Below are 15,011 nucleotides of genomic sequence, written 5' to 3'. Positions count from 1 at the left end.
ACAATGCCGTTCAACCGGCATTCGGCCGGCAGAGAGGGGAGCCACCCATGACCAACACCAACCACGCCGGCGCTCCAGCCGGCTCCGCCAGCGACGTCACCATCCAGGAACCGCCGTCGCTGCGCAAGTCGCTGAAGAACCGACACATCCAGCTCATCGCGCTCGGCGGCGCCATCGGCACGGGCCTGTTCTACGGCTCCAGCGAGTCGATCTCGCTGGCCGGCCCGGCCATCCTGCTCGCCTACCTGATCGGCGGCATCGCCATCTTCATGATCGTGCGCGCGCTGAGCGAGATGTCGGTGGAGGACCCGAAGGCGGGCGCGTTCAGCTACTACGCCACCCGCTACTGGTCCAAGCGCGCGGGGTTCGTCTCCGGCTGGAACTACTGGTTCAACTACATCCTCGTCTCGATGGTGGAGCTGTCCGTGGTCGGCTCGTTCGTCAACTACTGGTTCCCGAACATTCCGCAGTGGGCGTCGGCCGCGTTCTTCCTGGTGGTCATCACCGCCGCCAACCTGATGGGCGTCAGCAAATTCGGCGAGATCGAGTTCTGGTTCGCCATCATCAAGATCGTGGCGGTGCTTGCCATGATCGTCGGTGGCCTGGCCGTCATCGCGTTCAATCTGCCCACCGACTCCGGCGTCCGCGCCAGCTTCGCCAACTGGTTCGCGCTGGACGGCGGATTCCTGCCGAACGGCGTCATGCAGCGCAACGCCGACGGCACCTGGACCGGTCTGCTCATGGCGCTGGTGGTGGTCATGTTCAGTTTCGGCGGCACCGAGCTGATCGGCGTGACCGCCGGCGAGACCGAGGACCCGCGCACCACCATCCCGAAGGCCACCAACGGCGTGATCTGGCGCATTCTGGTGTTCTACGTGGTCGCGCTCGGCGTGATCATGGCCGTGGTGCCGTGGAACCTGATCGACGGCGAGTCCAGCCCGTTCGTGCAGATCTTCGATTCGATGGGCGTGCATGTGGCCGCCGGGATCCTCAACTTCGTGTGCCTGACCGCCGTGATGAGCGTGTACAACTCGGGCCTGTACGCCAACTCGCGCATGCTGTACTCCCTGGCGAAGCAGGGCAACGCACCCGCCTATCTGGGACGCCTGAACTTCCATGGCGTGCCGGTGGCAGCCGTACTCACCTCGGCGGCGATCACCGTCATCGCCGTGGTGGTGGTGTTCGTATGGCCTGAGTTCGCCTTCAACTATCTGATGAGCATCGCCACCATCTCCGCCATCATCAACTGGTCGATGATCATGATCACCGAGATGAAATTCCGCCAGGTGGTGAAGGCCGGCGGTTCGCCGAGCGATTCCGCGCTGGCCGGCAAGAGCGGACAGGATGCGTTGGACGCCATCGCGTTCAAGCTGCCGTTCCACCGTGTGACGCCATGGGTGGTGCTGATGTTCATGGCGCTGATCGTGGTGCTGATGTGCTTCTCCGCCAGCTATCGCGTCGCCGTCATCGCCGGCGTGATCTGGCTGGCTGTGCTGCTCATCTCCTATCAGGTGACGCAGGCGCGCCGCTAAGCCAATCCCGATCAATCAACCGGCATGTCGGTATGTCGATGGGGACATACCGACATGTCCATGAAACAGTCGGCTGAAGTACAGCGGATTGTCATATCCAACCATGTCGGCGATTTCCGCTACCGGATAATCGGTGCTTTCCAGCAGCATCCGCGCCTCGTTCATCCGGATTTCCGTCTGATAGCGTTTGGGAGACAGTCCCGTGACCTCACGGAACACGTGGATGAAGCGGCTGACGCTCAGCCCGTGCAACGACGCATAATCCGCAACTGAAAATCGTTCAGCGGCATGATCGTGCAGGTAACTCACCGCGTCACGCACCACCGCAGGCATCCGTCGGGCATCATCGCCTGACATCTCCGCATCATGCCGCCGCATCAGCGCGACGACGCGTCTCAGATCAAGCGCCGCAAGCTCCTCATAGCCTGCACGTCGGAACTGCAACTCGCCGATCATCCGCCCGAACAGCATGCCGTATTCCACCGAAACACCGGCGTCGGCGACCCCATCCGGTGCGATGTCGGCCAGCCGTGCGGCATCGGAACCGGAGAAATGCGCCCAATACACATCCGTATGATCGGCCGCCCGGTATTCGTAATGTTGCGGCTCGCCCGGACGGTATACGACACAGGTGCCGGCCGGCATGCGACGTGGCACACCATCCCGGTAAAACATCGCGCTGCCGGACGCCACATAGAGCAGCTGATAGTCATGCCGGCCCGCGAACCGACTGGTCGTAAACCGTTCACGCGAAATCATGCGATACCGGCCGGCCGCGGTAACGATGAGCGGTACCGCCGTTTCCTCCATATCGACATCGGCCCGAAACATGTAGCCGGCGTTGATTGTCATGCCGCGCGCGTTCATGGACACGGCATCGAAATCCTCGACGTCCGAACCGGCATCCTCGACGATGGAATCAGCAATTTCGTGCATGCTCACAAGCATAACCACCATGGCGTTAGCCTCATGTCGCGCGGATAATGGTTGTTGGACATTGACAGAGTCGCGACGCGACGTTCGCCATCGGACAAAGGAGCCGACATATGTTTATCCCGAGATACTATGAAGACCTCAACAATCTGCATGTCGGCACGATGCCGAACCACGCTTATTTCATCCCCGCGTCCACGCGTATGGACACCACCGGCGAGCGCCGGGCCGACTCCGATCGGTTCGATTTGCTCAACGGCGATTGGATGTTCCGCTATTACACCAGCATCTATGATGTGGATGCGGAGGTGGCACGTCGCCATCAGGCCGGCCTGCCGGCGTTCTACGACCGTGGATTCATCGATTCGCTCGGCATCTCCGACGAGCCGCGTCCCGACGAACTGCGCGCCGCCGGTTATACGACGATTCCGGTGCCGTCCGTCTGGCAGAACCACGGCGTCGATCGCCACCAGTACACGAATATCAATTACCCGTTCCCCCTTGACCCGCCATATGTGCCGCAGGATAACCCGTGCGGCGTGTATCTGTACGCGTTCGAACATCGCATCAACGACGCGGCGCCGCGCACGTTCCTGACATTCGAGGGTGTGGATTCCTGTTTCTACGTGTGGCTGAACGGCACGTTCGTCGGCTATTCGCAGGTTTCGCATGCGACCAGCGAATTCGATGTGACCGGCATTCTGGCCGACGGCGCGAATACCCTGGCCGTGCTGGTGCTCAAGTGGTGCGACGGAAGCTATCTGGAGGATCAGGACAAGTTCCGCATGAGCGGCATCTTCCGCGACGTCTACCTGTTGGACCGTCCACAGCGGGCGATTCGCGACTACGCCATGCACACCACGATTGATTGGCGCGACGACACTGCCGGGAACGGACTTCCGATTGCCGACCGCGCCACGATCAGCGTCGACATCGACTTCTTTGGCGGCACAGCCGTTCCGGTGACCGCGACGCTGTATGACGAGTACAACGAGAAGCTCGCCTCCGCGATCGCCATGCCGACCGATGAAGCCGACAACCCCGTCCCCGCACGACCGGGCGCCGACGGCGATACGACCGACTACGACGGCTATGAGTTCACCGCACGTGCCACCGTCACATTCATCGTCGACCATCCACACCTGTGGACGGCCGAAACCCCATACCGATATACGGTCGTCTATGAGACCGACGGCGAGACGATCACCGACCATATCGGCATCCGCGAGGTCACCACCGACGGCGGTGTGCTCAAGGTCAACCGTCAACGAATCACGCTGCACGGCGTCAATCGTCACGATTCCGATCCCGTGACCGGGCCCACGATCAGCGAAGCGCAGATCATGACCGACCTCAAGCTCATGAAGGAGCACAACGTCAACGCGATTCGCACCAGCCATTACCCGAATGCGCCGCACTTCTACGACCTGTACGACCGGCTCGGCTTCTACGTGGTCGGCGAAGCGGATGACGAAAGTCATGGCGCCACCAACGTGGTGGCACCGGACATGTCCGAGAAGGCGATGCTGGAACGCTGGAACCGTCTGATTTCCGACAACCCCGATTTCATCCCGGCCACCGTGGACCGTGTACGCCGCAGCGCGGAGCGTGACAAGAACCATCCGTCGATCATCATGTGGTCGATGGGGAACGAATGCGCCTACGGATGCACGTTCGAGGCGGCGTTGGCATGGACCAAGCGTTTCGACCCCTCACGTCCGACGCATTACGAATCGGCTCGCTACGTGGCGGACGGCAAGGCGTACGACTTCTCCAACCTTGACGTGCACAGTCGCATGTATCCCACGCTCGAATCGATCGTCCAGTACTTCTCCGACGAAGGGCCGCAAGGCGACGGCTCCAACGGCGATGACGGCGCCAACGGCACCAAGCCGTACGTGCTGTGCGAGTTCTGCCATGCGATGGGCAACGGCCCGGGCGACCTGGAGGACTATTTCGAGCTGATCCAGCGGTATGACGGGCTGGCCGGCGGGTTCATCTGGGAGTGGTGCGATCATGCGATCGACCGCGGCACCGCGCCCGATGGACGCCGAATCTACGCGTATGGCGGAGACTCCGGCGAGTATCCGCACGACGGCAATTTCTGCATGGACGGTCTGGTGTATCCGGATCGTACGCCGCATACGGGTCTCAAAGAGTTCAAGAACGTGTATCGTCCGGCGCGTGTGACGGCGTTCGATCAGACGTCCGGCACGCTCATGCTCCACAATTACATGGATTTCGTGGATTTGGCCGATTATCTGACCATGCACGTGGAGCTGATGTGCGACGGCGAACCGATTTGGATGTCCACGCCGCGCATGCCGTCGATTCCGCCGCATGGCGAGGCCGACGTGGCGGTGCCGCGTCTGGTCGACGCGATACCGGACGAGGGCAAGGCCACGCTGGTGGTGCGCTATTCGCTGAAGGCGGCGGACGAGCTGCTGCCGGCCGGGTTCGACCTCGGATTCGACGAGGTGCCGGTTGAGACGTCCGACCCGCGCAACCAGACGGTGGTCCGGGCGGCGAACGCGGCGGGCAAGGCCAACGACCTGCAGCCGACCGTTGCGGAGCGCGGGGCGACGCTGGTGATCGAAAACGAGCATTTCCGCTACGTGTTCGACCGTCGCACCGGCTTGTTCGACACGATGACGGTCGGCAACCATACCCTGATCGACCAGCCGATGAGCATCGACGTCTGGCGCGCGCCCACCGACAACGACCAATATGTCAAGCATCAGTGGTTCACCGCACGATACGACCACGCATATACGCGGACTTATGAGGTATCGACGAGCGCTGACGGCGGGGTGGTCCGCATCGCCGCCACGATGGGTCTGGTGGCGCCGGTGGTGCAGCGCATCGCCACGATGAAAGCCATTTGGACCATCGCCTCGGACGGTTCGGTGGACCTGCGGATGACCGTCAACCGCGATGCGCGCATGCCGTTCCTGCCGCGTTTCGGTCTGCGACTGATGTGCCCCAAGTCGATGAACCGCGTATCCTATTGCGGTCTGGGACCGCTGGAAAGCTATATCGACAAGCGCCGCGCCAGCTGGCATGGCGTGTTCTCGGGTACGCCGACAACCCTGTTCGAACCCTATATCAAGCCGCAGGAAAACGGCAATCATCATGATTGCGATTGGGCCCGCGTGTCCGGCGACGATATGACGCTCGGCATCTACGCGACACAGCCATTCGACTTCCAGGCACTGCCCTATACGGCCGAGGAGATGACCGCCAAGGCCCACAACCATGAGCTGGAGGAGTCCGCCTCGACCGTGGTGTGCGTGGATTACATGCAAAGCGGCATCGGCTCCAACAGCTGCGGACCGGAATTGGGCAAGCAATACCGACTGGACGCCGAGTCATTCGAGTTCAACGTGCTGCTGCGCCCGGAGATCGGCTGACCCCGCACACGTAAAGAGGCCCTTATGATGCATGTGCGCGAAGCCACTGCATCATAAGGGCCTCTTCATGTCTCGCATCTGGCCCATTTGCTGCAGGATTACGGTGCCGCTGCGCCAAAAGGGCCTCTTCGGACCTCCCATCTGACCCTTTCGGTGCAGGATCACGAACGCGCTGCAGCGGAAGGACCGGCCGAGTAGGCGGCGATCACCGGACGGAGGATCGCCTCGTGCGCCAATGAGACCAGCCCCGGCCCCAGCAGAACCAGCAGGAACAGTCCCTGCGGGAACAGCATCAGCGAGGCCGCCAACAGCACTCCGAACGTCGCCCAGACCAGCACGACCGCAATCGTGCGCACAATCTGGGAGATGCCGATGAGCAGGGCGTTGCGCAGGGTGCGGCCCACCGGGTTCTCGAACCGCGCCTGCAGCGGCCACACCCACACGGCCATGATGAGCCAGAGGATGGTGGCGGCGAATTTGACGACCAGCAGCGGGGTGATCTGGATGAACACCCAGGAGGCGGCGATCGCGGCGCCGGTCACGCCCATGACCAGCCAGAGGCCCGTGGCCTTGACGAGGTTGGAGCGGAACGCGTCGGCGAACCGGCGGGTCATGTGCCCTTCGCCCGAGCCGAGCGTGCGGGCCGTTTCATAGGAGGCGCACCATGCCGCGCCGATCGTGACCACCGGCAGGCAAGCCACCACGGTCAGGATGGTCAGCCACACCGCGTCGGTGAGGTAGGACATGCCCCGCATTAGGGCGGAATCCTGAGAGAACAGCGTGGTCATGGTGCGCTCCTTATGTCAGGAAGGCTGGATCTCAGCCTTCGGCGGAGAACTTGTCGGCCTGCGGGAGCATGCCGAGCGACTCCTCGTTGTTGGCCCATTCGGTGGCCCAGCCGTTGACGAACGCGTCCTTGACGGTGGCCCAGTCGCCGGTGCCCTGCGCGTATTCGACGAGGGCGTTGGTGATGTTGTCCTGCCACTGCTGGTTCGGGATCGTGAAGCTGCGCAGCTCGGTCTTGCCGGCCTCGGTGTAGGCGCGCGCGGCGGCGGTCAACGGGTTGTCGGGCTGCTCATCCTCGCCGAACGTGGTGAACGGCACCGCAAAGCCGCAGTCCTTGGCTAGGATCTTCTTGGCCTCGTCATTGGTGACCATCCATTCGATGAAGTCGAGCGTGGCCTGCTTGTCCTCCTCGCTGGCGTTCTTGTTGACCGCCCACGAGGCGTCGTACACGCCGGCCGGACCGTACTCCTCCTCGCCTTCGATGCCCATGAAGTACGGGAGCATGCCGAGGTCCTCGTCGGCCACCTCGTTGCCCTTGATGTTCGAGTAGGCCCACACGCCGTTCGGGTAGAACGCCACCTGGCCCAGCGAGAATTCGGCGGTGCAGTCATCGTAGGTCTTGGAGCTCAGCATGCCGGGCTCGGTGGGGCTGTTCTCCACGGATAGGTCGAAGAAGTCCTTGTAGTTGTCCACGTAGGTGCCTTCGATCTCGGACATGAAGGTGGTGTCGTTGTCGCGGTACTCGTAGAACAGCGGGATGCGGGTCATGTGCGCGCCAAAACGGTAGGTGTCGGAGGCGTCCAGGCCCGGGGTGGCGATGGCGCCGGCCAGGCCGAGGTCGTCCTTGTGCTTCTGGATGCTCTCGACCACGTCCTTGAACGTGGCGTAGTCCACGATGTCGTCCACGCTGTCGATCACCGCGTAATCCTTGGAGCAGTAGTCCTCCAGGATGGCCTTGTTGTAGATGATGCCGTACCATTCGGCCGCGTACGGCAGCGTGTACGAGTCCTCGCCGATCTTGTACGAGTAGGACTTGCCCTCGTCGGTGAGCTTGCCGTACACCTCGGTGTCCTGCAGCGGCTCGACGTAATCCTGGTACTTGGCGAACTGGTCGTAGCCGGAGATGTTGAACATGGTCGGCGCGTTCGACTTCGACAGCTCGGAGGACATCGTCGAATCGTAGGTGCCGGAGGCGGCGGTCTGGATCTCGACTTCCACGCCGGTCTGTTCGGTATACAGGTCGGCGATCTGCTGCAGCTGGTCGACGACCTCCGACTTGTTGTTCATGTAGTAGACGTGGCCCTTGCCGTCGTCCGCGGCGTCGCCGCCGCAGCCGGCGAGTCCGGTCAGGCCGAGTGCCGCGATCGCGGCGACTGCGACGGTCTTCTTCATGGTGTTCATGGTTTCTCCTTTGATTCCTTTTGGTTGTTGGGATGGAAGGTTTCTCAGCCCTTCACCGCACCCGCGGTGACGCCGGCGATGATGTGCTTCTGGCAGAACAGGTAGAACACGACGATCGGGATGATGGCCAGCACCAGGCAGCCCATCATGGCGCCCATATCCACCGAGCCGTAGCCGCCCTTCAGGTACTGGATGGCGATGGACATGGTCTTATACTTGCGCATGTCCAGCGTCAGGTACGGCAGGAGGAAGTCGTTCCAGATCCACATGGTCTGCAGGATGGCCACCGACACCATGCTCGGCTTCATCATCGGCACCACGATGGTGAAGAACGTGCGCGGCACGGAGGCGCCGTCGATCATGGCGGCCTCCTCGATCTCGGCCGGCAGCGACTTGATCACGCCGGTGAACATGAAGACGGCCAGACCGGCGCCGAAGCCCAGATAGACGATCCACAGGCCCCACGGGGTGTTCAGTCCCATCGTGTCGGCGATCTTCGAGAGCGGGAACATGACCATCTGGAAGGGCACGATCATGTTGAACAGGAACAGCAGGTAGATGGTCTTGGCGAACGCGTTGTTCACGCGGACGATCCACCACGCGCACATCGAGGTGCACAGCAGAATCAGGGCCACGGCGCCGACGGTGACGACCACGGTCCAGCCGAAGCTGGCGATCAGGTCGGTGCGGTCGATGCCGCGCGCGTAGTTCTCCAGGCCGACGAACATCTTGCCGGTCGGCAGGCTGAACGTCTCGCTGCTGATGTACGCCTTGGCCTTGAACGAGTTGATGACGACCAGGATGATCGGGAAGATCCAGGCCAGCGAGACCACGGTGAAGATCGCGGTCCACAGACCCCCGTGCTTCATCTTCTTGTTCATGCGGTCACCTCCTTGCGGGTGGTCAGCTTGTTCTGGATGACGGCGATGACGGCCACGATGATGAAGAACACCACGGCCTTGGCCTGGCCGACGCCCTCAAAGCCGATGCGTCCGTAGAACGTGCGGTAGATGTTCAGCGCCAGCATCTCGCTCATGTTGCTCGGTGCACCGTTGGTCAGGGCCAGGTTCTGGTCGAAGAGCTTGAAGCCGTTGGTCACGGTCAGGAACGAGCAGACGGTGATGCTGGGCATCATCAGCGGCAGGGTGACTTTGAACAGGGTCTGGCGCGAGTTGGCGCCGTCCACGGCGGCGGCCTCCATGACGTCGGTGGGTAGGGCCTGCAGGCCGGCGATGTAGATGACCATCATGTAGCCGATCTGCTGCCAGCACACCAGGATGACCATGCCCCAGAAGCCATAGGTGGCCGAGTAGGTCAGCGAGCGCCCCCAGTGGGCCAGCACGCCGTTGAGCAGCAGCTGCCAGATGTAGCCCAGCACGATGCCGCCGATGAGGTTGGGCATGAAAAACACGGAGCGGAACAGGTTCGCGCCCTTCATGGCCTTGGTGAACATGTACGCCACGAAGAACGCGGCCACGTTGATGATGATGGTGGTCACGATCGTGAACAGCACGGTGAGCCACAGCGCGTGCAGGAACTCCGGGTCGCTGAATACGCCCGCGTAGTTCTCAAAACCCACCCATTCGGCGTCGGTCACGGTGGTGAAGTCGGTGAAACTCAGATAGATGCCGATGATGAACGGCGCCACGAAACCGATGGCGAACGCCGCGCACGTCGGCAGCGCGAAGAGCGCCCACCATCGCCGTATGGACTTGCCGACCATACTGATCATCGTTCTCTCGCTTTCTCTTCATTGAGGCCCGGTCGGGCGGCGCCGCCCGGACCGGATGATGGTGCAGGCCGGATCCCGTTGTCTCCGGGATCCGGCAGGGTGCCCGATTCAGTCGAGCATCATCCAGACGCTGGTGTCCTGCGGCAGTCGACCGTCCGCGGTCAGTTCGCCGGAGGCCAGCAGCACCTCTCCTTCGGGCAGGGCCACCGGCTCCGCCCCGAAATTCGTCAATACCGCCCAGCCGTTGGAGCGGCGGTAGGCGACGACGCCGCCCTTGTTGCCGTCGGCGCCGTCGCGCACGTCGGACGCCGCGTCCTGGTCCAGCCAGACCAGTTCCGTGTCGTTCGGCATGACGCGATGGCGCAGCCGCAGGGCGGCGCGGTACAGGTTGAGCATCGAGTGCGGGTCGTTCTCCTCCGAGTCGACCGCGTACTGCGCGTACCAACGCGGCTGCGGCAGGTGCGGCGGTTCCGCCGACTGGTCTTCCATATCCGCGGTGACGCCGGCGCCGGGCGTCTTGCGCGCCGGGGAGAAGCCGAAGGAACCGGTGTGATCGTAGGGGCCGTCGCCGGTGTCCCGGCAGTCGTCGGCGACCCACGGCAGCGGCACGCGGCAACCGTCGCGTCCCTTCTGCGCGCCGGCGCGGACGGTGTGGAACGCGGTCGGGTCCTCAAGCTGGTCCCACGGGATGTCGGCGGCCTCGAACAGGCCCAGTTCCTCGCCCTGGTAGATGTAGGCGGAACCGGGCAGACCGAGTTCCAGCAGGATGGCGGCACGCGCACGCTTGGTGCCCAGCTCGCGGTCCTCACGGTAGGAGGCACCGTCGCGCAGCAGCCAATCGATGGCGATCTGGTGGTGCACGCAGGCCGGCACCTGCGGCAGGCCGTAGCGGCTGGCATGACGCGGGATGTCATGGTTGCTCATCACCCATGTGGCGGTGGAGCCGGACGCCTCGGCGGCCGCCAGCCCCTCTTCGATGGCCTCGTGGATCTCGTCACGGATCCAGTTCTTCTTGGCGTACTCGAAGTTGAACACCTGGCCGAGCTCGTCCGGGCTGGCATACAGGTACTGCCGCTTGGGGTTGACCCATGCCTCGGCCACGGCGAAGCGCGGCGGGTCGTATTCGTTGAAGACCTTGCGCCATTCGCGGTAGATCTCGTGGACCTCGTCGCGATCGTAGATCGGATAGCTGCCGTCGTCGGGCAGGAACGGGGCCTGGATGGGGTAGTCGTCCAGATCGCCGCGGTCGAGATCCTTGGCCAGGCCGTGCGCCACGTCCACACGGAAGCCGTCGGCACCGTGGTCGGACCAGAAGCGGATGGTCTTGAGGAAATCTTCGCGCACGTCCGGATTGTTCCAGTTCCAGTCGGGCTGTTCGACCGTGAACAGGTGCAGGTACCACTGGCCGTCCTCCACGCGCGTCCAGGCGGGGCCGCCGAAGCTGGCGGTCCAGTTGGTGGGCGGCAGTTCGCCGTGCTCGCCGCGACCGTCGCGGAAGATGTAACGGTCGCGTTCGGGCGAGCCGGGGCCGGCCTTGAGCGCGGCCTGGAACCATTCGTGCAGATTCGAGGAGTGGTTGGGGACGATGTCCACGACGATCTTGATGCCGTGGGCGTGCGCCGCCTCGGCGAGGCGGTCGAAGTCGTCCATCGTGCCCAGCTTGGGGTCCACGTTGCGGTAGTCGTCCACGTCGTAGCCGCCGTCGGCCAGCTGGCTGGGGTAGAAGGGGCTGAGCCAGATCGCGTCCACGCCGAGCTCGGCCAGGTAGTCCATCTTCTCGGTCACACCGTTGAGGTCGCCCAGACCGGAGCCTGTCGAATCCCTGAACGAGCGCGGGTAGATTTGGTAGACCACGGCCTGCTGCCACCAGTCCAGCCCGGACCGGTCGGGGCGCGTCTCGCCGGTCGCCCGCACGGTGTCGGTCACGTTGGCCATCGCTGCCTCTCCTTTCCTGTTTCTGTGGTGTCGCTTGTTATGTGAGAGCGCTTGCATTCCTTGCAAGGCACATGCACATCACTATGCAAATCTCGACATATCCATAACGACGGGTGTCTTGAGTTATCGACTTCGTCTTCAACAATCCGCCATTTTCAGCCTTGAAACCGGATAGCGAATTGTGGTGACTTCGATGATAGCGCTTGCATACAAGCAGAGTCAAACGGCGTGTCACATCACGTCAAACCCGGCCACAAACCACACGGGATACCGGATTTTGTCGTATAATATGTAAACGCTGACATTTCTCAGCGCCCCACCGATATCATGGAAGGGACAATCACCACGCAGCAAGGAGGTACACCGATGGCACGCTCCACCATCCAGGACGTCGCCAAGCTCGCGGGGGTCTCCGAGGCCACCGTCTCCCGGGCCCTACGCGGGCTGACCAACGTCGCCCCCGCCACCAGGGAACGCGTGGAGGCCGCGGCGGCCGAGCTGCGGTTCACCCTCTCGAAAAGCGCGTCATCGCTCGCCTCCGGTAAAACGCACCGCATCCTGCTGCTCGTCTCCGGCGGGCTCAACAACTGGTTCAACTCGTCGGTCCTGCAGGGGGCCATCGAGATCCTCTCCCCCGAAGGGTACGACATTGTCCCCTCGTTCGTCACCAACCGTGCCGAACTCTCCCGACTCATCGAGACGCTGCCCAGTAACCGCGACGTTGATGCCATCATCGTCACCTCGTTCACGCTCGACGCCGCATTCCGCGCCGCGCTCGCCTCGCTGGACATGCCGCTGGTCGGCATCAACAACCCGGATATCGACGGCCTGAACGCCTCCGTGCGCATCGACGACCTCGAAGGCATGCGCCAAGCCGTCCAGCTCCTGCACTCGCTGGGGCACGAGCGGCTGGCCTACATCGGCAACCTCATCCCGCCCGACCTGGACTACAGCACCGATCTGCGCGGCGAAGGATTCCACAAAACCGCGCTGGAACTCGGATACGACGAGGGGAACCTCTACATCTCGCCGCCGGAGGAGGCCAACCAGTTCCGGCCGACGCCCGAGATCGCCCGGCGCAACGTGGCCGCGCTGCTGGCCGCCCCGCAGCGGCCAACCGGCGTCTGTGTGCAGACCGACGAGATGGCCGCGCACATCCTCAACGAGCTGCGCCGGCAGCACGTGCGCGTGCCCGAACAGATGTCGCTCATCGGCTTCGACGACAATCAGCTCGCCCAGATTCAGGACATGACCACCATCCATCAGGATCCGGTGATGCTGGGGCGCGAGGCGTCACGCCTCGTCCTGGACCTGCTGCGAGGCAAGCCCTTGGACGAGCCGCATATCATCGTCCCCACCACGCCCGTGCTGCGCGGCACCACCGGTGTGCCGACGGACCGCGGCTGATTGCCACACAACATCCGGCCATCAGCCCCTTCGCCGCCAGATGCCATCAGTGCCATCATATGATTCCGGCAATCCTGCCCAGGTTCACCTATCATGCAACTTCGGGATATTGACCCCGGGTGTCACCTTCAACGCCGACCATACGCTGCGCACGAACAGCACGGCCAGATACGCCACGAACAGGTTCGCGCCCATGCGCGGCGTAATCATGCCGGCGAGCATTGTGCCCAACGGCGCCGTCACGGCAGCTGCCACACCGATGATCAGACCATGCTTGAGATACACCAGGCCGCGCTTCCAATTCGCCGCCGTGCCGGCGATCGCGCTCGGGAACATCGCCAACAACGACGTACCGCGTGCAATCAGGTCGGAAGCCCCGAACAACAGCGACAGCGAAGGCACGGCCACGGCCCCGCCGCCAATGCCCAGCAGACCGGACAGGACGCCGATCACCACGCCCAACGCCACCAGCAGGATGCCCGTCACCACATGCAGATGAATGGCCGAATCACGCAACGGCGTGAACACCACCTGCGAGACGATCACGAACACCAGGAACGCCGCATAGAACCAGCGCAGGAACACCTCGGGCAGCCGCGAGAGCAGCCAGCTGCCAATCTGCGAGCCTGCCACCATGCCGCAGGCCAGCAGCAACGCGGCGATCCAATCCACATCGCCAGCGGTCGCATAGGAGATCACACCGGAGATCGATGTGGGCACAATCGCCGCCAGCGATGTGGCCGCGGCCTGCCGCTGCGTCAGACCGACCAGCACCAGCGCGGGCACGATCACCGTGCCGCCGCCGATGCCGAACAATCCGGACAACAAGCCGGAAACCACGCCGACGACCAATAACGTCACCGTAACCCGCACGTTGATATTCCTCATGAGCCCCTCGTTCCTTGCAATCGACTGCCAGTGTACCGCCGTGCCTTCGATTCGACCGCTATTCCTCCGGATTATGGCGGCCCTGACCGCACGGCACGGAAAGGTAGGTTCGCACTACCTCGACGTTGAAAATCACAGGGTGCATTTTCCAAGGGGTCTGAAATTAATCCTTGCGGTAGTGCGAACCCCCTATTCAAACACTTAAGAAGTCAATGACCTCATCAACGGCCTTGTCGCCATCCGCGCCGTTGATGCCGTGGTCCAGCCGCGGATACAGGCTGACCGCGCAGTTGGGCATCATCTCGCCATAGCGGCGCGAAGCCTTGGAATCCACGATGTCATCGGCAAGCCCGTGGATGGCCAACGCAGGCCCGGCGAATCGGGCCGTCGTCTCATAGATCGGCAACACCTGGGCGATGCGGAAGTAGTGGCCGCCGACTTCGCCGGCACCGGGCACTTTGACGATGTCGGGGATGTGGTCGGGGTCATATGAGCGCCCCATGCAGGTACCAGCGAGCGCGTCGTCCTTGAGCGTGGCCGCGGGCGCCAGAAGCGCCAGCCGGTCGATGACGTCGTGGTAGAAGCCCGCGACCATGCCGGCCACCACGCCGCCCTGGGAGTGGCCGAGCAGACGGATGGAAGTCACATCGGCACGGGAGCGCACGTACCGAAGCACGGCGATGAGGTCTTCGATCTCATTGAGCACGTCCATGTGGGAGAATTCGCCGTCACTACGCCCATGACCGTTGAAGTCGAAGCGGAGCACGGCCACACCGCGGGCTACGAGACACTCGGCAATCCTCTGATACAGGCTGCCCGGATAGGCGTCCATGCTGCCGCCGAACCCGTGGCACATGATCACGATGGGGCACGACCGGTTATGGCTGGGGCGTTCGAGCAGGGCGTGCAGACACAGGCCGTCGCGGCTGATGGACAATTCCATGTAGGCCCCTTCCGATGATGGCGAATACGTATGAGGCCGCCAGT

At 63.1% G+C, this 15,011-nt stretch carries 11 protein-coding genes; 3 read left to right on the top strand and 8 right to left on the bottom strand.

Annotation, left to right across the window (positions count from 1 at the left end; all coding sequences use genetic code 11):
• Nucleotides 1-47: 47 nt before the first annotated feature.
• Entirely contained in the window at nt 48-1,532 is a 1,485-nt protein-coding gene (locus B4C31_RS02290; RefSeq protein ID WP_291531163.1) for an amino acid permease, read from the top strand.
• A 15-nt stretch (nt 1,533-1,547) separates the two neighbouring features.
• Here the strand turns inward: B4C31_RS02290 and B4C31_RS02285 are convergent, their stop codons facing one another.
• On the bottom strand, nt 1,548-2,489 hold the full coding sequence (locus tag B4C31_RS02285) for an AraC family transcriptional regulator (protein WP_291531162.1): 942 nt from the start codon (nt 2,487-2,489) through the stop codon (nt 1,548-1,550).
• 89 nt (nt 2,490-2,578) lie between these two features.
• Here B4C31_RS02285 and B4C31_RS02280 point away from each other — a divergent pair, with 89 nt between their 5' ends.
• Nucleotides 2,579-5,875 carry a glycoside hydrolase family 2 TIM barrel-domain containing protein gene (locus B4C31_RS02280; RefSeq protein WP_291531161.1) on the top strand — a complete coding sequence of 1,099 codons (3,297 nt, stop codon included), beginning with the start codon at nt 2,579-2,581 and terminating at the stop codon, nt 5,873-5,875.
• Nucleotides 5,876-6,036: 161 nt separating this feature from the next.
• Here B4C31_RS02280 and B4C31_RS02275 read toward each other — a convergent pair whose 3' ends face one another.
• The 5 genes from B4C31_RS02275 to B4C31_RS02255 form a co-directional block, all read right to left on the bottom strand.
• A complete protein-coding gene (locus B4C31_RS02275; RefSeq protein ID WP_291531160.1) occupies nt 6,037-6,663 on the bottom strand; it encodes a YesL family protein in 627 nt (208 codons plus the stop codon).
• A gap of 31 nt (nt 6,664-6,694) precedes the next feature.
• On the bottom strand, nt 6,695-8,062 hold the full coding sequence (locus B4C31_RS02270; protein ID WP_051912278.1) for an ABC transporter substrate-binding protein: 1,368 nt from the start codon (nt 8,060-8,062) through the stop codon (nt 6,695-6,697).
• A gap of 44 nt (nt 8,063-8,106) precedes the next feature.
• On the bottom strand, nt 8,107-8,943 hold the full coding sequence (locus B4C31_RS02265) for a carbohydrate ABC transporter permease (RefSeq protein ID WP_204386751.1): 837 nt from the start codon (nt 8,941-8,943) through the stop codon (nt 8,107-8,109).
• Nucleotides 8,940-9,794 carry a carbohydrate ABC transporter permease gene (locus B4C31_RS02260; RefSeq protein WP_043169507.1) on the bottom strand — a complete coding sequence of 285 codons (855 nt, stop codon included), beginning with the start codon at nt 9,792-9,794 and terminating at the stop codon, nt 8,940-8,942. The genes B4C31_RS02265 and B4C31_RS02260 overlap by 4 nt, the downstream gene beginning before the upstream one ends.
• Nucleotides 9,795-9,902: 108 nt before the next feature.
• The gene (locus B4C31_RS02255) at nt 9,903-11,729 is read right to left on the bottom strand and encodes a glycoside hydrolase family 13 protein (RefSeq protein WP_291531159.1); all 1,827 of its coding nucleotides are present in this window, start codon (nt 11,727-11,729) and stop codon (nt 9,903-9,905) included.
• A gap of 366 nt (nt 11,730-12,095) precedes the next feature.
• Between B4C31_RS02255 and B4C31_RS02250 the strand changes: the two genes are divergently transcribed.
• A complete protein-coding gene (locus B4C31_RS02250; protein ID WP_291531158.1) occupies nt 12,096-13,136 on the top strand; it encodes a LacI family DNA-binding transcriptional regulator in 1,041 nt (346 codons plus the stop codon).
• Nucleotides 13,137-13,220: 84 nt separating this feature from the next.
• Here B4C31_RS02250 and B4C31_RS02245 read toward each other — a convergent pair whose 3' ends face one another.
• Nucleotides 13,221-14,024 carry a sulfite exporter TauE/SafE family protein gene (locus B4C31_RS02245; RefSeq protein WP_282942796.1) on the bottom strand — a complete coding sequence of 268 codons (804 nt, stop codon included), beginning with the start codon at nt 14,022-14,024 and terminating at the stop codon, nt 13,221-13,223.
• 193 nt (nt 14,025-14,217) lie between these two features.
• Nucleotides 14,218-14,967: an alpha/beta hydrolase family protein gene (locus tag B4C31_RS02240; protein ID WP_291531157.1), complete on the bottom strand. Its 750-nt coding sequence runs from the start codon at nt 14,965-14,967 to the stop codon at nt 14,218-14,220.
• Nucleotides 14,968-15,011 lie beyond the last annotated feature (44 nt).

Source organism: Bifidobacterium sp. UBA4282 (genome assembly GCF_002394995.1).
Classification (GTDB): Bacteria; Actinomycetota; Actinomycetes; order Actinomycetales; family Bifidobacteriaceae; genus Bifidobacterium; species Bifidobacterium pullorum_B.
This window is presented reverse-complemented; position numbering and strand designations above follow the sequence as displayed.

Coding starts and splice junctions, on each gene's coding strand:
- B4C31_RS02290 (WP_291531163.1), top strand. CDS start 48: ATGACCAACACCAACCACGCCGGCGCTCCAGCCGGCTCCGCCAGCGAC.
- B4C31_RS02285 (WP_291531162.1), bottom strand. CDS start 2,489: ATGGTGGTTATGCTTGTGAGCATGCACGAAATTGCTGATTCCATCGTC.
- B4C31_RS02280 (WP_291531161.1), top strand. CDS start 2,579: ATGTTTATCCCGAGATACTATGAAGACCTCAACAATCTGCATGTCGGC.
- B4C31_RS02275 (WP_291531160.1), bottom strand. CDS start 6,663: ATGACCACGCTGTTCTCTCAGGATTCCGCCCTAATGCGGGGCATGTCC.
- B4C31_RS02270 (WP_051912278.1), bottom strand. CDS start 8,062: ATGAACACCATGAAGAAGACCGTCGCAGTCGCCGCGATCGCGGCACTC.
- B4C31_RS02265 (WP_204386751.1), bottom strand. CDS start 8,943: ATGAACAAGAAGATGAAGCACGGGGGTCTGTGGACCGCGATCTTCACC.
- B4C31_RS02260 (WP_043169507.1), bottom strand. CDS start 9,794: ATGATCAGTATGGTCGGCAAGTCCATACGGCGATGGTGGGCGCTCTTC.
- B4C31_RS02255 (WP_291531159.1), bottom strand. CDS start 11,729: ATGGCCAACGTGACCGACACCGTGCGGGCGACCGGCGAGACGCGCCCC.
- B4C31_RS02250 (WP_291531158.1), top strand. CDS start 12,096: ATGGCACGCTCCACCATCCAGGACGTCGCCAAGCTCGCGGGGGTCTCC.
- B4C31_RS02245 (WP_282942796.1), bottom strand. CDS start 14,024: ATGAGGAATATCAACGTGCGGGTTACGGTGACGTTATTGGTCGTCGGC.
- B4C31_RS02240 (WP_291531157.1), bottom strand. CDS start 14,967: ATGGAATTGTCCATCAGCCGCGACGGCCTGTGTCTGCACGCCCTGCTC.